The organism is Marilutibacter penaei, assembly GCF_014145395.1.
In the GTDB taxonomy this organism is placed as follows: domain Bacteria; phylum Pseudomonadota; class Gammaproteobacteria; order Xanthomonadales; family Xanthomonadaceae; genus Marilutibacter; species Marilutibacter penaei.
In genome coordinates this window covers 307,723-327,559 of the sequence record NZ_JACHTE010000005.1, presented here as the reverse complement: position 1 = coordinate 327,559, position 19,837 = coordinate 307,723, and the positions used below count along the sequence as shown (strand labels likewise).

The 19,837-nt window shown below is 69.3% G+C and carries 15 protein-coding genes; 14 read left to right on the top strand and 1 reads right to left on the bottom strand.

Translation table 11 applies throughout. The annotated features are described in order from the left end of the window. The first annotated feature begins 8 nt into the window (after window positions 1-8). From H4F99_RS08925 to lpxC, 12 genes are all read left to right on the top strand, one after another. Complete coding sequence (locus tag H4F99_RS08925; protein ID WP_182669407.1) at window positions 9-1,808, top strand: penicillin-binding transpeptidase domain-containing protein; 1,800 nt, start codon at window positions 9-11, stop codon at window positions 1,806-1,808. After that, window positions 1,805-3,274, top strand: a complete 1,470-nt coding sequence (locus tag H4F99_RS08920; protein WP_182669379.1) for a UDP-N-acetylmuramoyl-L-alanyl-D-glutamate--2,6-diaminopimelate ligase — start codon at window positions 1,805-1,807, stop codon at window positions 3,272-3,274. Before H4F99_RS08925 ends, H4F99_RS08920 begins: the two co-directional genes overlap by 4 nt. After that, on the top strand, window positions 3,271-4,647 hold the full coding sequence (locus H4F99_RS08915; RefSeq protein ID WP_182669378.1) for a UDP-N-acetylmuramoyl-tripeptide--D-alanyl-D-alanine ligase: 1,377 nt from the start codon (window positions 3,271-3,273) through the stop codon (window positions 4,645-4,647). The genes H4F99_RS08920 and H4F99_RS08915 overlap by 4 nt, the downstream gene beginning before the upstream one ends. Then, complete coding sequence (mraY, locus tag H4F99_RS08910) at window positions 4,637-5,722, top strand: phospho-N-acetylmuramoyl-pentapeptide-transferase (protein ID WP_182669377.1); 1,086 nt, start codon at window positions 4,637-4,639, stop codon at window positions 5,720-5,722. Before H4F99_RS08915 ends, mraY begins: the two co-directional genes overlap by 11 nt. Continuing rightward, window positions 5,722-7,038 (top strand): putative lipid II flippase FtsW, encoded by a 1,317-nt coding sequence (gene ftsW / locus H4F99_RS08905; protein WP_182669376.1) that lies wholly within the window; start codon window positions 5,722-5,724, stop codon window positions 7,036-7,038. Before mraY ends, ftsW begins: the two co-directional genes overlap by 1 nt. Continuing rightward, window positions 7,035-8,135: an undecaprenyldiphospho-muramoylpentapeptide beta-N-acetylglucosaminyltransferase gene (murG, locus tag H4F99_RS08900; protein ID WP_182669375.1), complete on the top strand. Its 1,101-nt coding sequence runs from the start codon at window positions 7,035-7,037 to the stop codon at window positions 8,133-8,135. The genes ftsW and murG overlap by 4 nt, the downstream gene beginning before the upstream one ends. Beyond that, window positions 8,132-9,595 carry a UDP-N-acetylmuramate--L-alanine ligase gene (murC, locus tag H4F99_RS08895; protein ID WP_182669374.1) on the top strand — a complete coding sequence of 488 codons (1,464 nt, stop codon included), beginning with the start codon at window positions 8,132-8,134 and terminating at the stop codon, window positions 9,593-9,595. The genes murG and murC overlap by 4 nt, the downstream gene beginning before the upstream one ends. Then, window positions 9,592-10,554, top strand: a complete 963-nt coding sequence (locus H4F99_RS08890) for a D-alanine--D-alanine ligase (protein WP_182669373.1) — start codon at window positions 9,592-9,594, stop codon at window positions 10,552-10,554. The genes murC and H4F99_RS08890 overlap by 4 nt, the downstream gene beginning before the upstream one ends. Continuing rightward, window positions 10,551-11,288 carry a cell division protein FtsQ/DivIB gene (locus H4F99_RS08885; protein WP_182669372.1) on the top strand — a complete coding sequence of 246 codons (738 nt, stop codon included), beginning with the start codon at window positions 10,551-10,553 and terminating at the stop codon, window positions 11,286-11,288. Before H4F99_RS08890 ends, H4F99_RS08885 begins: the two co-directional genes overlap by 4 nt. Next, window positions 11,285-12,535, top strand: a complete 1,251-nt coding sequence (ftsA, locus tag H4F99_RS08880) for a cell division protein FtsA (RefSeq protein WP_182669371.1) — start codon at window positions 11,285-11,287, stop codon at window positions 12,533-12,535. Before H4F99_RS08885 ends, ftsA begins: the two co-directional genes overlap by 4 nt. A gap of 125 nt (window positions 12,536-12,660) precedes the next feature. Next, window positions 12,661-13,869, top strand: a complete 1,209-nt coding sequence (gene ftsZ, locus H4F99_RS08875; protein WP_182669370.1) for a cell division protein FtsZ — start codon at window positions 12,661-12,663, stop codon at window positions 13,867-13,869. 235 nt (window positions 13,870-14,104) lie between these two features. Further along, window positions 14,105-15,016, top strand: coding sequence for a UDP-3-O-acyl-N-acetylglucosamine deacetylase (lpxC, locus tag H4F99_RS08870; RefSeq protein ID WP_182669369.1), 912 nt, complete (start codon window positions 14,105-14,107; stop codon window positions 15,014-15,016). A gap of 324 nt (window positions 15,017-15,340) precedes the next feature. Here the strand turns inward: lpxC and H4F99_RS08865 are convergent, their stop codons facing one another. Then, window positions 15,341-15,802 carry a DciA family protein gene (locus H4F99_RS08865; protein ID WP_425488008.1) on the bottom strand — a complete coding sequence of 154 codons (462 nt, stop codon included), beginning with the start codon at window positions 15,800-15,802 and terminating at the stop codon, window positions 15,341-15,343. Here H4F99_RS08865 and H4F99_RS08860 point away from each other — a divergent pair. Together H4F99_RS08860 and secA are read left to right on the top strand one after the other, a co-directional pair. Then, window positions 15,789-16,700 (top strand): peptidoglycan DD-metalloendopeptidase family protein, encoded by a 912-nt coding sequence (locus tag H4F99_RS08860; RefSeq protein ID WP_182669368.1) that lies wholly within the window; start codon window positions 15,789-15,791, stop codon window positions 16,698-16,700. The genes H4F99_RS08865 and H4F99_RS08860 overlap by 14 nt on opposite strands. Window positions 16,701-17,035: 335 nt before the next feature. After that, the gene (gene secA, locus H4F99_RS08855) at window positions 17,036-19,780 is read left to right on the top strand and encodes a preprotein translocase subunit SecA (RefSeq protein WP_182669367.1); all 2,745 of its coding nucleotides are present in this window, start codon (window positions 17,036-17,038) and stop codon (window positions 19,778-19,780) included. The last annotated feature ends 57 nt before the right edge of the window (window positions 19,781-19,837 follow it).

Genomic DNA, 19,837 nt, shown 5'->3' with positions numbered 1-19,837 from the left:
TCCGTGGCGTGCGCTCCGGCGACCGCCCGCGCAGCAGCCGTGCCCGCTACAACCCGCGCAACCGCCTGCTGCTGGTCGGCGGCGTGCTGGGGCTGTGTTCGCTGGCGCTGGTCGGCCGCGCCTTCACACTGCAGGTCTGGAACAACGAGTTCTACCGGCACCAGGGCGACCAGCGGATCCTCCGCGACATCGAGATCCCGACCTCGCGCGGCATGATCACCGACCGCAATGGCGAACCGCTGGCGGTGTCGACGCCGGTCGAGTCGGTGTGGGGCAACCCGCAGGAACTGGTGGACGCGCCGGACCGCATCCCCGAGCTCGCCGCCGCGCTCGAGGTGCCCGCCGACGAGCTGATGCAGCGCATCACCCAGCGCGCCGACCGCGAGTTCATGTACCTCAAGCGGCGGATCAACCCCGACCAGGCCCAGGCCATCCTCGACCGTGGCATCCCGGGCGTCTACAGCCAGCGGGAGTTCAAGCGCTTCTATCCGCAGGGCGAGGCGATGGCGCATGTCCTCGGCTTCACCAACGTCGACGACCGTGGCCAGGAGGGGCTGGAGCTGGCCTTCGACGAGTGGCTGAAGGGCACCCCGGGCAGCAAACGGGTGATCCGCGACAGCCGTGGCCGCATCGTCGAGAACGTCGAACTGGTCGAGGCCGCGCAGCCGGGGCACGAGCTCACGCTGTCGATCGACCGCCGCATCCAGTACCTGGCGTTCCGCGAACTGCGCAAGGCGCTGGAGCGCACCGGTGCGGCCAGCGGATCGGCGGTGGTGATGGACGTCGACACGGGCGAGATCCTCGCCATGGCCAACCTGCCCACCTACAACCCGAACGCACTGGGCGGGCAGCCGGCGGACGCGCGTCGCAACCGCGCGGTGACGGACGTGATCGAGCCGGGTTCGACGATGAAGCCGGTGACCGTCGCCGCGGGGCTCGAAGCGGGCGTGATCACCCCCGCCACCACCTTCGACACCAACCCGGGCTGGATGCCGAACGGCCGCTACCGGACCACCGATCACCGCAACTACGGTGTGCTCGATACCACCGGGGTGATCCGCAAGAGCTCCAACGTCGGTGCCGCCAAGATCGTCCACCGCCTCGACAGCGGCTACTTCTACGAGTACCTGCACCGCCTCGGTTACGGCGAGAGCACCGGCAGCGGCTTTCCGGGAGAGTCGCCCGGCGTGCTGCTGGAGCCGGCGCGCTGGAGCGGCACCACCAAGCAGGGCATGTCCTACGGCTACGGCCTGTCGGCCACCCCGTTGCAGATCGCGAGTGCCTACGCCGCGCTGGGCAATGGCGGGCGCCGGGTGCAGCCGACCTTCGTCAAGGGGCAGCGCAACGAACCGCGCCAGGCCATCGAGCCGGCGGTCGCCGACGAAGTGCTGCGGATGATGCAGACCGTGACCGAACCCGGCGGCACCGCGACCCAGGCGGCGATCCTCGGCTACCACGTCGCCGGCAAGACCGGCACCGCGCGCAAGTTCAACGCCAGCGGCGGTTACTCGCGCCGCTACACCTCGTTCTTCGCCGGACTGGTGCCGGTGGCCGACCCGCGCTTCTCGATGGTCGTGGTGATCGACGACCCCGATCCGGACAAGGGCTACTTCGGCGGCCTGGTCTCGGCGCCGGTGTTCAAGGACGTCATGGAAGGTGCGCTGCGCCTGATGGATGTCCCGCCGGACGACATTGACACCTGGCTCGCGGAGCAGGAAGCCGACGACGCACGCCGGGCAGCGGTTGCCCCGCTTGCGCGTGCGCCGGTACCCGCCGCGCAGCTTCCGGCCAGCGGAGGCGTTCAATGAGCCGTCGCATGCGCCTGTCCGAGCTGCTGCCGGACGTCGCCGGCGTGCCGGCCGGCCTTGAGATCACCGGGCTGGTGATGGACAGCCGCGAGGTCGAGCCGGGCAATGCCTTCGTGGCGATCGCCGGCTTCGGCGAGCACGGCCTCAAGTTCGTCGACGAAGCCCGGCGACGCGGTGCGGTGGCGGTGCTGTTCGAGCCACCCGCGCCCGCGGACCTCCCGCCGCCGGACGACGCCATCGCCGTGCCCGGCCTGCGCGCGCGGCTCGGCGCGATGGGCGACCGCTTCCATGGCGAGCCCAGTGCGGACATGGCGGTGGTGGGTGTCACCGGCACCAACGGCAAGACCTCGACCGTGCAGCTGCTGGCCCAGGCCTGGACGCTGCTGGGGACCCCGGCGGCGACGATCGGTACCCTCGGCGCCGGGCTCTACGGCGCGGCCCAGCCCACCGGGTTCACCACGACCCTGGTGCTGCGCACGCATCGACTGGTGGCCGACCTGCACGCGGATGGCGCCCGTGCGCTGGCGATGGAAGTCAGCTCGCACGCGCTGGACCAGGGCCGGACGGCCGGCATCCACTTCGACGTGGCGGTGTTCACCAACCTCACCCGCGACCACCTGGATTACCACGGCGACATGCAGCGCTACGGCGAGGCCAAGGCGCGCCTGTTCGCATGGCCGGGCCTGCGCGCGGCGGTGATCAACATCGACGATGCGTTCGGCCGCACGCTCGCCGGACGCATCGAAGCGCCGCTGGAGGGCGTGACCGTCAGTGCCCGGGGCGATGACGCGACGGTGCAGGCGCACGCGCTGCGCCTCGATGGCCGCGGCCTCGCATTCGATCTGGTCATCGGGGGCGAGTCGCACCCGGTCCGCTCGCCGCTGGTCGGACGCTTCAATGTCGACAACCTGCTCGTGGTCGCCGGTGCGCTGTGGGCCCTTGGCCATCCGACGGCTGACATCGCCGGCGTGCTGGGCCGCCTGCAGCCGATCCATGGCCGCATGAACCGCTTGGGCGGCGAAGACGGCCTGCCGCTGGTGGTGATCGACTATGCACACACCCCTGATGCGCTGGAGCAGGCCCTGTCGTCGCTGCGCGCACACGTCGAAGGACGTCTGAGCTGCGTCTTCGGATGTGGCGGCGAGCGCGATCGCGGCAAGCGGCCGGAGATGGCCGCGGTTGCCGAGCGGCTGGCCGATCGCGTCTTCGTCACCGACGACAATCCGCGCGGCGAGGACGGCGACACCATCGTCGCCGACATCCTCGCCGGGTTCGCCGACCCGGGGGCCATCGTCGTCGAGCGCGACCGCCGCGCGGCGATCCGGCGCGCGGTGGGCGAGGCGGGGCCGGGCGACATCGTGCTGGTCGCGGGCAAGGGCCACGAGCCGTACCAGGAAGTCGCCGGCGTCCGCCATGCCTTCGACGACACCGACGAGGCGCGCCGTGCGCTGGAGGTGCGCGCATGACGCCGATGGCGCTCGACGCGATCGCCCGCGCCACCGGCGGCCGGCTCGTCGGCGAGGACCGGGTGGTCGATACCCTGGCCACCGACAGCCGCGCGCTGCCCGCGTCCGGCGGGACGCTGTTCGTCGCGATCAAGGGCGAACGCTTCGACGGCCACGCCCATGTCGCGGCCGCGGCCGAAGCGGGTGCCATCGCCGCGCTTGTGTCGGAGCCGGTCGCCACCGACATCCCGCAGGTCGTCGTGGCGGACACGGTGCGTGCATTGGCCGACCTGGCCGCCTTCGTGCAGAAGGCGCGGGAGACCTGCGTCGTCGCCATCACCGGCAGCAACGGCAAGACCAGCGTCAAGGCGCTGGTGGAGTCGATCCTGCGCCGGGTCGGGCCGACCCACGCCACGCCCGGCAACCGCAACAACGAGATCGGCCTGCCGCTGGCGGTCCTCGAGGCCCCCGCCGATGCACGCTTCGCCGTCTATGAGATGGGGGCGGGCCAGCCGGGTGACATCGCCTACCTGACCGCGATCGCGCGCCCGCACGTATCGGTGGTCAATAACGTCGCGCCCGCCCACCTGGAGCGCATGGGCAGCCTGCTCGGCATCGCCGATACCAAGGCGGCGATCTACGACGCGCTGCCGGCCGACGGCGTCGCCGTGATCAATTCGGACGATGCCTTCGCCCCCTATTTCGCCGAGCGTGCCCATGGCCGCCGGCTGATCCGCTTCGGCCTGGACGCGAGCGCCGACGTGATCGCGCGGGACATCGAGCTCGATGCCGGCGGTGCCCGCTTCATCCTCGATACGCCACTGGGCAGCGGCAACGTGGTACTGGCGATGCCCGGTCGCCACAACGTGGCCAATGCGCTGGCCGCCGCCGCGCTCGCGATGGGCGCGGGCGCACCGCTCGAGGCGATCCTGGACGGCCTTGCCGCGGCCCGTCCGGTGGCCGGCCGGCTGGTCGCGCACCGTCTCGCGAACGGGGCGGTGATCGTGGACGACAGCTACAACGCCAATCCCGGATCGCTCGCCACCGCCATCGCGACATTGGCGTCGATGGGGGGAGAGGGCTGGCTGGTGCTCGGCGACATGCGGGAGATCGGCGCCGACGCGGAGGCCATGCATGCCGAGGTCGGACGCCGCGCGCGCGCCGCCGGGATCCGCCGGCTGCTCGCGCTGGGACCGCTGAGCGCGAAGGCCGCCGAAGCGTTCGGCGAAGGCGGCGAGGCGTTCACCGACCACGCCACCCTCGCCGAGGCGGTGCGGGCGACGCTCGCGCCGGGCGTACACGTGCTGGTGAAAGGGTCGCGCGGCAGCGCGATGGAACAGGTCGTCGACGCCCTCGTGCCGGCCGCTGACAAGGGGGGCGACGATGCTGCTTGAACTCTTCCGCTGGCTGGAACAGCTGCAGGGCCATTTCGCCCTGTTCGGTTACCTGACGTTCCGCGGCATCCTCGCGGCGCTGACCTCGCTGGGGCTGTCGCTGTGGTGGGGGCCGTGGGTCATCCGCCGCCTGGCCCAGCTCAAGGGCGGCCAGCCGATCCGCAAGGACGGGCCGGAGTCGCACTTCTCCAAGGCCGGCACGCCGACCATGGGCGGCGCGCTGATCCTGCTCGCGGTGTTCGCCGCGGTCCTGCTCTGGGGCGACCTGCGCAACCGCTATGTCTGGCTGGTGCTCGCGGTGATGGTCGCCTTCGGCTGGATCGGCTGGTGGGACGACTGGATCAAGATCGTCAAGCGCGACCCCAACGGCATGAAGTCGCGCTGGAAGTACCTGCTGCAGTCGCTGTTCGGACTCGGCGCCGGCGTGTTCCTCTTCTACACCGCGGACGTGCCGGCCGCGACCAGCTTCTTCGTGCCGTTCTTCAAGTCAGTGGCGCTGCCGCTGGCCGGGCTGGGCTTCATCGCCATCGCCTACCTGTGGATCGTCGGCTTCTCGAATGCGGTTAACCTGACCGATGGCCTGGACGGCCTGGCGATCATGCCGACCGTGCTGGTCGCCTGCGCGCTGGGCGTGTTCGCCTATGCCTCGGGCCATGCGCAGTTCGCGGAATACCTGCAGATCCCGCGCATCCCCGGTGCCGGCGAGCTGGTGATCATCTGCGCGGCGATCGCCGGCGCGGGCCTCGGCTTCCTGTGGTTCAACACCTACCCGGCGATGGTCTTCATGGGCGACATCGGCGCGCTCGCGCTGGGCGCGGTGCTGGGCACCATCGCGGTGATCGTGCGCCAGGAACTGGTGCTGGTCGTGATGGGCGGCGTGTTCGTGATCGAGACGCTGTCGGTGATGATCCAGGTCGCCAGCTTCAAGCTGACCGGCAAGCGCGTGTTCCGGATGGCCCCCATCCACCACCACTTCGAGCTGAAGGGCTGGCCGGAGCCCCGCGTGATCGTCCGCTTCTGGATCATCTCGGTGATCCTCGTACTCGTCGGCCTGGCGACGCTGAAGGTGCGCTGATGGGCGACTTCGCACGCCAGGCCACCCGCATCGACGACATCCAGGGTCGCTTCGACCCGTGGCTGCTCGGCGCCGTGCTGGCGCTGGTGTCGTTCGGCGTGGTCATGGTGGGCTCGGCGGCGCTGTACCAGGACAGCAATCCCTTCCACTACCTCACCCGCCACCTGATGTTCCTGGCCGCGGGCGGCGTGCTGGCCTGGTTCGCCATGCGCACGGAACTCAAGAGCGTCGAGCGCTACAACCAGCTCATGCTGCTCGCCTGCGTGGTCCTGCTGGGCCTGGTGTTCATCCCCGGGCTGGGCGTGAGCGTCAAGGGCGCGCACCGCTGGATCAACCTTGGCGTGTCCAACTTCCAGGTGGTCGAGGCGGTCAAGGTGCTTTTCATCGTGTGGCTGGCCAGCTACCTGGTGAGGTTCCGGGACGAGGTCAATGCGACCTGGGCGGCGATGCTCAAGCCGATCGGCGTCGTGCTCGCACTGGTCGTCATGCTCCTGGCGCAGCCGGACTTCGGGTCATCGGCGCTGTTGCTGGCCATTACCGCCGGGATGCTGGTGCTGGGCGGCGCCAACGTGCCGAAGATGTTCGCGCCGGTACTGGCGATCCTGCCGCTGCTCGCCTTCGTCGCCATTGCCGAGCCTTACCGTGCACGCCGCCTGACCTCGTTCATGGATCCGTGGGCCGACCCCTTCGGCAGCGGCTACCAGCTGACCAACGCGCTGATGGCGGCCGGCCGTGGCGAATGGCTGGGGGTGGGCCTGGGCGGCTCGATCCAGAAGATCTACTACCTCCCCGAGGCGCACACCGACTTCATCCTCGCGGTGATCGCCGAGGAACTGGGCTTCGTCGGCGTGTGCGCGGTGATCGCCGTGTTCGCGCTGCTGGTCGGGCGGGCGCTCTGGCTGGGCCTGCAGTGCGTCGAGATGCGCCGCTACTTTTCGGCCTACCTGGCGTTCGGCATCGCCCTGTGGATCGGCCTGCAGAGTTTCGTTTCGATGGGCGTCAACCTGGGGCTGCTGCCAACCAAGGGACTCACGTTGCCGCTGATCTCCTCGGGCGGCTCCAGCGTACTGATGACCTGCCTGGCGATGGGCCTGCTGCTCCGGGTGTCCTATGAACTCGACCGGGCGCAGCGCCAGGTCGCACGCCTGCGCGGAGGACCGGGCGATCCGGCCGTCGCGACATCGCCGCGCGTCCCGGGCGCGCCCGATCGCAAGGCATCCGCGCAGGACGCACCGGTGGCACGGCCGGCTGCCATGGCGCACGGTACCAGCCGCCTGCGCCAGCGCATCGAACCGATCTTCGGGAGGCCGTCATGAGCGGTGCACCCGTGGTGATCCTGGCCGGCGGAACGGGCGGCCACATCTTCCCGGGCCTCTCGGTCGCCGCCGCACTGAAGGGGCGGGGCGTGCCGGTGCACTGGATCGGTTCAGAAGGCGGGATGGAGACCCGGCTGGTCCCGCCGCAGGGCATTGCGATCGACACCCTCAGCGTTCGCGGCATCCGCGGCAAGGGCCTGTCGACCCAGCTGGCCGCACCGTGGCGCCTCTGGCGCGCGGTCGCTGAGGCGCGTCGCGTGCTGGCACGCCTGCGGCCGCGGGCCGTGGTGGCGTTCGGCGGGTTCGCGGCAGGTCCCGGTGGCCTCGCTGCGAGGATGATGGGCCTGCCCTTGGTCGTGCACGAGCAGAACCGCGCGCCCGGATTGACCAACCGGGTGCTGGCCCGGTTCGCCCGGGACCTCCTGGTCGGATTTCCCGGTGCGTTCCCGGGACGCGACGAACAATGGGTGGGCAATCCGGTACGCGACGTGATCGCCGCCGTGCCGGGTCCGGACGTGCGCTTCGAAGGGCGGGAGGGCCCGCTGCGCCTGCTGGTGCTGGGCGGCAGCCAGGGCGCGCGTGCGCTGAACCAGGCGGTGCCGCGTGCGGTTGCGAGCCTGCCAGGCTCCATCCGCTGCACCGTGCGTCACCAGAGCGGCGAGAAACTGCACGAAGAAGCCGTCACGGCCTACCGCGATGCCGGCGTGGAGGCGCGCGTCGAGCCGTTCATCGGCGACATGGCGGAGGCCTACGCCTGGGCGGACCTCGTCATCTGCCGGGCCGGCGCGTTGACCCTGGCCGAGCTGTGCGCGGTGGGGGTCGGCAGTTTCCTGGTGCCGTTCCCGCAGGCGGTCGACGACCACCAGACCAAGAACGCCGAGTACCTGCGCGCGCGCGGCGCCGCGATGGTGCTCGAGCAGGGACCGACCCTGCACGAGCGTCTGTCGGCCTTCATCGAGATCCTCAACGAGCGCGTGGACCTGCTCGAACTGGCCCGTGCGGCCCGCGCGATGGCGCGGCCGGACGCGGCCGAACGCGTCGCCGACATCGTGCTCGGCGTTTCCCCTGCATCGAAGACCCAGGAGTCCGCCGCATGAGCGCGACCGTGCGCAGCCGGCGGCTGCAACACCATGGCGATCCCGCACGCACCGGCGCCGACGGGCTGCCGCCGCGCGTGCATTTCGTCGGCATCGGCGGTACCGGCATGAGCGGCATCGCGGAAGTCATGAACACGCTGGGATACCGCGTGTCCGGCACGGACCGGGCCGACAACGCGGTTACCCGCCGCCTCCAGGGACTGGGCATCAAGGTGCACCGCGAGCACGTCGCGGCCAATGTCCTGGGGGCCGACTGCGTGGTGGTCTCCAGTGCGATCAAGGCCGACAACGCGGAGCTGATGGAAGCCCATGCACAGCGCATCCCCGTGGTCCCGCGCGCGGAGATGCTCGCCGAGCTGATGCGCTTCAAGCGTGGCATCGCCGTCGCGGGCACGCATGGCAAGACCACGACCACTTCGCTGACCGCGAGCGTGCTGGGCGAGGGCGGCGTCGACCCCACCTTCGTCATCGGCGGGCAACTGCTCGCGGCGGGCGCCAACGCACGCCTGGGCAGCGGCGACTGGCTGGTGGCGGAAGCCGACGAAAGCGACGGCAGCTTCCTGCGCCTCAATCCGCAGGTGGCGATCATCACCAACATCGACGCGGACCACCTGGAGAACTACGGCGGTGACTTCGCCCAGGTCCAGGCCGCGTTCGAGGAGTTCATGCACCGGCTGCCGTTCTACGGCCTGGCCATCCTGTGCATCGACGACGATGAAGTCGCCGCGCTCGCGGCGAAGACGCCGCGCCACGTGATGACCTACGGCACCCATGCCGATGCCGACGTGCGCGCCGAGGACATCCGCCAACAGGGCGGGGCGATGCAGTTCACCCTGTGCCTGCCGGACGCCACGCGCACGGCGGTGGAACTCGCGCTGCCCGGCCACCACAACGTGCTCAACGCCCTGGCGGCCGCCGCGGTCGGCTGGCAACTGGGCGTCGAGCCGGCCGCGATCGCGAGTGCCCTGAAGGGCTTCGCGGGCATCGGGCGGCGCTTCAACCTGCTGCCGCCGCTGACCACGCCGAAGGGGGCCTCGGTGCAGCTGGTCGACGACTATGGCCATCATCCGAAAGAGCTTGAAGCCGTGTTCGCCGCCGCCCGCGGCGGTTGGCCGGATCGTCGCCTGGTGGTTGCGTTCCAGCCGCATCGCTATACCCGCACGCGCGACCTCTTCGACGAGTTTGCCGCGGTGCTGTCATCGGTCGACGCGCTGGTCCTGACCGAGGTCTACCCGGCAGGCGAAGCGCCGATCGCCGGTGCCGATGCGCGCGCCCTCGCCCGGGCGATCCGCGCCCGGGGCCGCATCGACCCGGTGGTGGTCGGCGGCGCGGCGGACCTGCCGGAGATCCTCGGAGACGTTCTGGAGGACGGCGACCTGGTGCTGGTCATGGGGGCGGGCGACATCGGGCAGGTCGCGCAGGCGATCGCCAACGACGGGTTCACAGGAGGACGGGCATGAGCGGCTCGCTGGCCCCGTTGCGCCATGCCGATCCGCGGGACTTCGGCCGGGTCGCGGTGCTCATGGGCGGCACCAGTGCGGAGCGGGAGGTGTCGCTGGACTCCGGCGCGGCGGTGCTCGACGCGCTGTCGGGCAAGGGCGTCGACGTCCATGCGATCGACGGCATTCCCGCCCTCGTCGACGCGATCCGTGACCGGCGTGTCGACCGCGTGTTCAACGTGCTGCACGGCAACCGGGGAGGCGGCGAGGACGGCGTCCTGCAGGGGCTGCTCGAAGCGATGGGCGTGCCCTACACCGGTCCTGGCGTGCTCGGCTCCGCCCTGACGATGGACAAGGTGCGCACCAAGCAGGTCTGGATGGCGGCGGGCCTGCCGACGCCGCGTTTCGTCCGTGTCCCCGCGGGCGGCGATCTGGTGGCCGCGGCGCGCGAGGTCGGACTGCCGGTCTTCATCAAGCCCTCCACCGAAGGTTCCAGCGTCGGCGTGTTCCGCATTCTCGAGGAGGGCGACCTCGCGCCGGCCGTGGCCTTTGCCGCGACGCATGGGGGTGAGCTGCTGGTTGAGCGCATGGTGCAGGGCGGGGAGTACACCGTGGGCATCCTCGACGGGCGGGCCCTGCCGTCGATCCGCATCGTCCCGGCCGGCGCCTGGTACGACTACCACGCCAAGTACATTGCCGACGACACGCAGTACCGGTGTCCGGGACTCGACGGCGACGACGAGACCGCGGTCCGCGAGCTGGCGCTGGACGCCTTCCGCGCGGCCGGGTGTACCGGCTGGGGGCGGGTCGACGTGATGCGCGACCGTGAGCTCGGTTTCCAGCTGATCGAGATCAACACCGCACCGGGCATGACCAGCCACTCGCTGGTCCCGAAGGCCGCGGCGCAGGTGGGCATCGACTTCCCGACGCTGTGCTGGCGCATCCTCGAGACGACCATGCCGGGAGGTGCCTGCCCGTGAACCGCCTCGTGCGCGTGCTCGGTTGGACGCTGGCGGTCGCCCTGGTGGTGCTGCCGGTCGTCGCCGTGCTCAAGGGCTGGGTCGGCCAGGATCAGTGGCCGTTGACCCGCCTGCGTGCGACCGGCGAATTCCAGCGCGTGGATGCCGCGCAGCTGCGTGAAACCCTGCTGCCGTATGCCCGGCAGGGCTTCTTCGCGGTGCGGCTGGAAGACGCGCAGGCCGACGTCGCCCGCCTGCCATGGGTGGAGAGCGCGGAGGTTCGCAAGCGTTGGCCCGACGTGCTCGAAGTGAAGGTCGTGGAGCACCGTCCGTTCGCACGCTGGGGCGATGGACGGCTGCTTTCCGAGCAGGGTCGCCTGTTCCCGGCCGACGGCGTGGAAGTGCCCGACGGCCTTCCGGTGCTGCGCGGGCCCGACGCACGGCTTTCCGAGGTGGTGCGCTTCTACAACAGCACGCGTGGCGTCTTCGCGCCGCTCGGCCTGGCCGTGCACGAAGTGCAGCTCGACGCGCGGGGCAGCTGGAGCGTGGCGCTTCGCAATGGCACCCGGGTCGTGGTGGGCCGTTCCGGGGCGGACCAGCGACTGGCGCGTTTCGTGCGGGTGCTGCCCCAGTTGACGGCCCAGCGGGTGGCGCCGCTTTTGCGCGCCGACCTCCGCTACACCAATGGCTTCTCGTTGACGTGGGCGCCGGAAGACGGCAACGCGTCGCCAACGCAATCGCAAGGACAATCATGAACCGCAAGGGCGACAAGTCGCTGATCGTGGGACTCGACATCGGCACCTCCAAGGTGGTGGCGCTGGTCGGTGAGTACTCGCCCGATGGTGGCCACTCCGGCAACCCGATCGAGGTGATCGGCATCGGCTCCCACGAATCGCGCGGCCTGCGCAAGGGCGTCGTGGTGGACATCGAATCCACCGTGCAGTCGATCCAGCGTGCGGTCGAGGAGGCCGAGCTGATGGCCGGCTGCGAGATCCGCTCGGTCTATGCCTCGATCACCGGCAGCCACATCCAGTGCCGCAACTCGCAGGGCATCGCCCCGATCCGCGACGGCGAGGTCAGCCACGGCGACCTCGACCGCGTGCTCGACGCCGCCAAGGCGGTCGCCATCCCCGCGGACCAGAACATCCTGCACGCGATCCCGCGCGACTACGTGCTGGACGATTCCCAGGAGGGCATCCGCAACCCGGTCGGCATGACCGGGGTCCGGCTCGAGGTCCACGCCCACCTTGTGGTCTGCGCGCAGTCCGCGGCGGCCAACGTCAGGAAGTGCGTGCAGCGTTGTGGCCTACAGGTCGATGACCTGGTGCTCGGGGTGCTCGCCTCCAGCCAGGCGGTACTGACCGGCGACGAGCGCGAACTCGGCGTGGTGCTGGTGGACATCGGCGCCGGCACCACCGACATCGCGGTGTTCGTCAACGGCGCGATTGCCCATAGCGCGAGCCTGCCGATCGCCGGCGACAAGGTCACCGAGGACATTGCGCACATGCTGCGCACGCCCACCCCGGAGGCGGAACAGATCAAGGTGCGCTATGCCTGCGCGCTGGCGCAGATGGCCACGGCCGAGGAAACCATCCAGGTGCCGTCGGTGGGCGACCGCCCGCCACGCCGCATGCCCCGCCACTCCCTGGCACAGGCCGTGCAGGCCCGCTACGAGGAGCTGTTCGAGATGGTCCAGGCCGAGCTGCGCCGCAGCGGCTTCGAGCAGCACGTGCGCGCCGGCATGGTCCTGACCGGTGGCGCCTCGAAGATGGAGGGCGTCGTCGAACTGGCCGAGGAAATGCTGCAGATGCCGGTCCGGGTCGGCATTCCACAGCACGTCACCGGCCTGGGCGAGGTGGTCGGCAATCCGGTGCATGCCACCGGCGTCGGCCTGTTGCTGATGGGCAGCCAGATCGAGAATCCGCGCCGACCGGTGATCTCCACCGGCCGGGCGGGCACGTTCTTCACCAAGTTGAAGAACTGGTATCGCGGGGAGTTCTGACACCAAGCGGTCGCGGCGAGGGCGTCGCGGGCGAGCAGGCGGGCGGAAAGGTCGAACCAGGACGCAGGGCAAGCACACGCACCACACACACAACTACAAAGCACTGCACAGAAGAGGACGAGGACATGGCACATTTCGAACTGGTCGAGAGCATGGCGCCCAATGCCATCATCAAGGTCATCGGCGTCGGCGGTGGCGGCGGCAACGCCGTCGCCCACATGGTCAACAGCAACGTCGATGGCGTCGAATTCATCACCGCCAACACCGATGCCCAGGCGATCAAGAACTGCGGTGCCAAGCTGCAGCTCCAGTTGGGCAGCAACGTCACCAAGGGCCTGGGCGCCGGCGCCAACCCGGAGGTCGGCCGCCAGGCCGCGCTCGAGGACCGCGAACGCCTGATGGACGCGATGGAAGGCGCCGACATGGTGTTCATCACCGCCGGCATGGGTGGCGGCACCGGCACCGGCGCCGCGCCGGTGGTCGCGCAGCTGGCCAAGGAAATGGGCATCCTGACCGTCGCCGTCGTCACCAAGCCGTTCCCGTTCGAGGGTCGCCGCCGCATGCAGGTCGCGCTCAAGGGCATCGAGGAACTGAGCCACCACTGCGACTCGCTGATCACCATCCCGAACGAGAAGCTGATCACCGTGCTCGGCCGCAACGCGACGATGATCCAGGCGTTCCGCGCCGCCAATGACGTGCTGCAGGGGGCCGTCCAGGGCATCGCCGACCTGATCGTGCGCCCCGGCCTGATCAACGTCGACTTCGCCGACGTCCGCACCGTCATGTCCGAGATGGGCCTGGCGATGATGGGCACCGGCGCCGCCCGCGGCGACGACCGCGCCCAGGCCGCCGCCGAGTCGGCGGTGCAGAACCCGCTGCTGGACGACGTCAACCTGACCGGCGCCAACGGCATCCTGGTCAACATCACCGCCGGCCCGGATTTCACCATGGCCGAGTTCGACGAGGTGGGCCGCACCATCGACCAGTTCGCCTCGGAGGATGCCACCGTGGTCATCGGCACCGTGCTGGATCCGGACATGCAGGACGAAGTGCGTGTCACCGTGGTGGCGACGGGCCTCAACCGCGTCGCGGCCAAGCAGTCGCGCCCGCAGGAGCGCAACATCCAGCTGGTCCGCAACGGCACCACCGGCCAACCGGAATTCAGCGCCATGGACGAGGTGGTCCAGCCGGCGACGCCGAGCTTCGGCAACAGCCTTCGCCGCGAGGCCGGCCAGGCCGAGACGGCGGGCGCGGGCAAGGCGGACGTGGCCGACTTCGGCGGCAACGGCAACTACCTGGACATCCCGGCCTTCCTCCGCCGCCAGGCGGACTGACCCGGAACCCGGCATGCCTCCGGCCGGACTCGTCCCCGGCCGGTGGGGATTTCGCGGCGCGTCGCATGGCGCGACCGCTTCTTGACCGGCCCGTCACGTCGGGTCGGTCAGTTTCCCCGGGTCGGATGACAGGCATGGGACAGTGCCGTCTTTCCGTTCAGGTTCAGCCACCTGCGTGATATTCTCCCCCGTGTTTTCGGCGTCCCCACGCCCCGCACAGGCACCGATTCCCGACATGCAGCGCCAACGCACCCTGAAGAACGTGATCCGCGCCACCGGCGTGGGGCTGCACAGTGGCGAGAAGGTGTTCCTGACTTTGCGGCCCGCCCCGGTGGACCACGGGATCGTATTCCGTCGGGTCGACCTCGATCCGGTCGCGGAGATCCCCGCGCGCGCCGAGCTGGTCAGCGAAACCGTGCTGTGCACCGGCCTCAGCTGCGGCCCGGCCAAGATCCAGACCGTCGAACACCTGCTCTCCGCGATGGCCGGCCTCGGCATCGACAACGCAATCGTGGAACTCTCCGCGCCGGAAGTCCCGATCATGGATGGCTCGGCGGGTCCGTTCGTGTTCCTGCTGCAGTCGGCGGGCATCCTGGAGCAGGACGCCCCGAAGCGCTTCATCCGCATCAAGCACCCGGTGGAAGTGCGCGACGGCGACAAGATCGCCCGCTTCGAGCCGCACGATGGCTTCCGCCTCGGCTTTACAGTCGAGTTCGACCATCCCGCGATTCCCGACTCGCAGTCGAGGGCCGAAGTGGACTTTTCGACCGCGGCCTATATCAAGGAAGTCAGCCGGGCCCGGACCTTCGGCTTCATGCGCGACCTGGAGTTCATGCGCGAGCGCAACCTGGGGCTGGGTGGCTCCATGGACAACGCGATCGTGCTGGATGAGTTCCGCGTCCTGAACGAAGACGGGCTGCGCTACGCCGACGAGTTCGTCCGCCACAAGATCCTGGATGCGGTCGGCGACCTCTACCTGGCCGGCCATCCGATCATCGGCGCCTACGAAGGCTTCAAGTCCGGGCACGCCCTCAACAACGCCCTGGTCCGCGCGCTGCTGGCGGAAACGTCCGCCTGGGACGAAGTGACCTTCGAAGACGACGTGGCCGAGCCCGTGGCCTATTCACCCGCGCCTGCGGGGGCCTGAGACGCCTGACGGGGCGGCGGCCTGCCCCCCGTTCCCGATTGCGCCGGCGATTGCGCCGGGCCCGCGGCACCGGCGCCCTGTGCCCTATCGGAAGTGCCTTGGCCATGCCGGCATCCGCGATGCCGGTGGGCGCGTGATCCGTTCACGAATGAAACGTGCCGCCGTCACAGACGTGAACACTCTCCCGGGCGTTAACTAAATTTTAACAATTAATTTCTTTTTTGTTATCGAATAGTTAACAAACAGCCCGGTTTCGCTCAGTAGGATTTCACATCGCTTTGTCATGGCGTGTGCGTCCCGGAGACGCGTCGCCTGGTCCGACCTTCAGTCGCGCGACGCCTCGTCGTCCCGCAGGCTGTCGAGGGCCGACCGCAATGCCTGTTCGGATCGCGGTGACAGGGGGATGGGCCGGCGTGGTGGCGTTACGGGGGGCAGGCGGGCATCCGTCGAAACCTTGATGGCCACGTCGGTGGCGACAAGCCCGATGGATCGGGCCACGTCGAGCAGGTCCGGTGCGGCAAGGCGCAGTTTCGCACTCCATACCGGAGCGTCGACGACAAAAACCAGCGTGCTTCCCTTGATGTTCGCAAGCCGTGCATGTTCGGCGAGTGAAGGGGGCAGGTGGGGATGTAGGCGACGGTCGACTTCGCCGAGCCATATGGCCCGGCGGATCGGATCGCCAGAAGGCTCGGCAAGCAGCGCGTCCAGCGCTTCCTGCGGAGCCGATTGGCGGGCACTTCGCGACTTGGCTTTGGAATCAGACATCGGACACATGACCTTCGACAAATACATTTCGCCGCGACTTCGCAACGTCGGCCTGCTCGACCGGGGCCACCGCCTCGGCGCCAGCCGCCCCGGCGTGTACGCTTCGGCGCTGCTGGTGGCCGGTCTCGGCATCGGCCTGGGCGTCGCTGCGTTGTCCACGTCCTCGCTCCGGAGCGAGGTGGCGGCGCAACAGGCGCAGATCGAGGATACCCGGCGCGAGGCGCAGCGCGAGGTCAACGCGCTCGCTGCCCGCCTGGGCGAACTCCAGGCCGAGGCGAACCGCCTGAACGCGCTGGGCGAGCGCCTGACGCGCATCGGCCAGCTCCAGGACGGCGAATTCGACTTCGAGAAGCCCGTCGGCGTCGGTGGTGCAGGCCCGGTGGAAGATATCAGCAAGCCCGAGCTCGACGAAGGCCTGCAGCAGCTCGATGCGCAGTTCAAGGCCTCGGGCGAGCAGCTCTCCGTACTGGAGTCGCTGCTGTTCAGCCGCCAGCTCGACCTGAACGCCGTGCCCTCGCGTTCACCGGTGGGTCGCAGCTACATCACCTCGGGTTTCGGCTACCGTGCCGATCCCTTCCGCGGCGGTCGCGCGCTGCACAAGGGCCTGGACTTCGACGCCAACACCGGTGACCCGGTCTACGCCGTCGCGGACGGCGTCATCAGCTATTCGGGTGTCCGTTCCGGCTACGGCAAGGTGGTGGAAGTCGACCACGGCAATGGCTACGTGACCCGGTACGCGCACAACTCGCGCCTGTCCCGCCGGGTTGGCGAGCTGGTCCGCGCCGGCCAGGAGATCGCCAAGGCGGGCTCCACCGGTCGCTCGACCGGCGCCCACGTGCACTTCGAAGTGTGGGAACACGGCAAGGTCGTGAACCCCCGCAACTTCCTCAGCCAGCAGTCGCCACTGCTGCAGGGCTGAAATCCCGTATCGATGCGATGAAGGCTGCCCCCGGGCGGCCTTCGTTGTATTCCGGGCGGCCGAAGGCGCGCCGATCCGCGCGGGGAGCCGCCCGCAGGCACGCCGTCGCTCCGGGCACCCGGAAGCCCGCAAGGCCATGCCTTGCAAGCAGGCTTCCTCGTTCCGGCCCTGCGCGTCACAGCCGCTCCGGGCGCTCGGACGCCTGCAAGGCAGTGCCTTGCAAGCAGGCTTCCTCGCCCCCAGCTACAATCGGAGTGCCGGGGGGCGCTTGCGCCCCCCTCTTTTTTCCGGCGTCCGCCCTGCGGGTTCCGTCCACGAACACCATCGGTCCGTCCATGCTCAACAGCCTGCTTACCCGTGTCTTCGGCAGCCGCAACGAACGCCTGCTGCGCCAACTGCAGAAGTCCGTCGACAAGATCAACGCGCTCGAGCCGCAGATGGAGAAACTCTCCGACGCCGAGCTGCAGGCCAAGACCCCGGAATTCCAGAAGCGCATCCAGGACGGCGAGACCCTCGACAAGGTCCTGCCCGAAGCCTTCGCGGTCTGCCGCGAGGCCTCGCGCCGCGTCATGGGCATGCGCCATTACGACGTGCAGCTGATCGGCGGCATGGTGCTGCACCTGGGCAAGATCGCCGAGATGCGCACCGGCGAAGGCAAGACCCTGGTCGCGACCTTGCCGGTCTATCTCAACGCGCTGGAAGGCAAGGGCGTGCACGTCGTTACCGTCAACGACTACCTGGCCCGCCGCGACTCCGAGTGGATGGGCAAGCTGTACAGCTGGCTGGGCCTCAGCGTCGGCGTGGTGTACCCCGGCATGCCGCACGGCGACAAGCGCGCCGCGTATGGCGCCGACATCACCTACGGCACCAACAACGAATTCGGTTTCGACTACCTGCGCGACAACATGGCGCTGTCGAAGCAGGACAAGCACCAGCGCGAGCTGAATTTCGCGATCGTCGACGAGGTCGACTCGATCCTGATCGACGAGGCACGCACGCCGCTGATCATCTCCGGCCCGGCCGACGAGTCGCCGGAGCTGTACATCAAGGTCAACCGCATCGTGCCGCAGCTGGTCCGCCAGGCGACCGAGGACGGCGAGGGCGACTTCTGGGTCGACGAGAAGCAGAAGCAGGTCCACCTGTCCGAGAGCGGGCAGGAGCATGCCGAGCACCTGCTGCGCGAGGCCGGCATCCTCAAGGATGACGAGGACTCCCTCTACAGCGGCGCCAACCTGAGCGTGGTCCACCATCTCAACGCGGCGATGCGCGCGCACGCGATCTACCAGCGCGACGTCGACTACATCGTCCGCGACGGCGAGGTCATCATCGTCGACGAGTTCACCGGCCGCACCCTGGCCGGGCGCCGCTGGTCCGACGGCCTGCATCAGGCGGTCGAGGCGAAGGAGGGCGTGCCTGTCCAGCGCGAGAACCAGACGCTGGCCAGCATCACCTTCCAGAACCTGTTCCGCATGTACAACAAGCTGGCCGGCATGACCGGCACCGCGGACACCGAGGCCTACGAGTTCCAGAACATCTACGGGCTGGAAGTGGTGGTCATCCCGACCAACAAGCCGGTGCAGCGAAAGGACCACCCGGACGCGGTGTTCCTCAACCGCAACGGCAAGTTCCGCGCCGTTGTCGGCGAGATCAAGGAGGCGAACGCCAAGGGCCAGCCGGTCCTGGTCGGCACCACCTCGATCGAGGTTTCCGAGCTGCTCAGCGAAGAGCTGCGCAAGGCCGGTATCCCGCACGAGGTGCTCAATGCGAAACAGCATGAGCGCGAGGCCCACATCATCGCGCAGGCGGGCCGGCCGGGAGCCATCACCATTGCCACCAACATGGCCGGCCGCGGTACCGACATCGTGCTGGGCGGCGCGCTGGAGGCCGAGCTGGAGGCCCTGGCGGAGAGCACCGGAGCGCCGGTCGACGAGTTGACGCGCGCGCGCCTGAAGTCGGAGTGGCAGGTCCGCCACGACGCGGTCAAGCAGGCCGGTGGCCTGCACATCATCGGCACCGAGCGCCACGAGAGCCGCCGCATCGACAACCAGCTGCGCGGCCGCGCCGGTCGCCAGGGCGACCCGGGCTCCTCGCGCTTCTACCTGTCGCTGGAAGACAACCTGATGCGCATCTTCGCCGCCGACTGGGTGCAGAAGGTGATGGCGCGGATGGGCTTGAAGGAAGACGACATCATCGAGAGCGCGCTGGTCACCAAGCAGATCGCCAACGCGCAGCGGAAGGTCGAGGCGCACAACTTCGACATCCGCAAGAACCTGCTCGACTTCGACGACGTCAACAACGACCAGCGCAAGGTCATCTACGGCCAGCGCGACGAGCTGCTCGAGGCCGAGAGCGTCAAGGAGAACATCGACGGGATCCGCTACGACGTGGTCGCCGAGCTGGTCGCCCGCCACGTGCCGCCGGATTCGGTGGACGAGCAGTGGGACCTGCCGGGCCTGGAGGCCGCGCTCGAGGCGCAACTGGGCGTCAAGACGGAGCTGCAGTCGCGCGTGTCCAATGGCGACGACATCGACGCGGAAGGCATCGAGGAACTCGTCGTGCAGGCGGTCGACCGCCATTTCGACGAACGCGAGACCCAGCTGGGCAGCGACACCATGCGCCAGCTCGAGAAGCACCTGATGCTCAACGTGCTCGACCAGAGCTGGAAGGAGCACCTCGCACGCATGGACTACCTGCGCCAGGGCATCCACCTGCGCGGCTTCGCGCAGAAGCAGCCCAAGCAGGAGTACAAGCGCGAGGCCTTCGAGTTGTTCGGGCAGATGCTCGACAAGGTGAAGAGCGAGGTCGTGACGCTGCTGGCCCGCGTGCGCATCCGCACCGAGGAAGAGATCGCGATGATGGAGGCGCAGGAGCGCGCCGCCGCCGAGGCCAAGGCGCGCCAGATGCAGTTCCGGCATGCCGACTCCGGCGGTTACGGCGCTGACGAGGAGGCGGCCGACGTGGCCGCGCCGGGCCAGCGTTTCCAGCAGGCCGCGCGTGCCCTGCCCAAGGTCGGGCGCAACGACCCCTGCCCCTGTGGTAGCGGCCAGAAGTACAAGCATTGCCATGGGCAGCTCGACTGACCCGGCGTCCAGTCGGCCCTGCCCGCCCACGGCCATGAAGGCCGGGCCGGAGGGCAG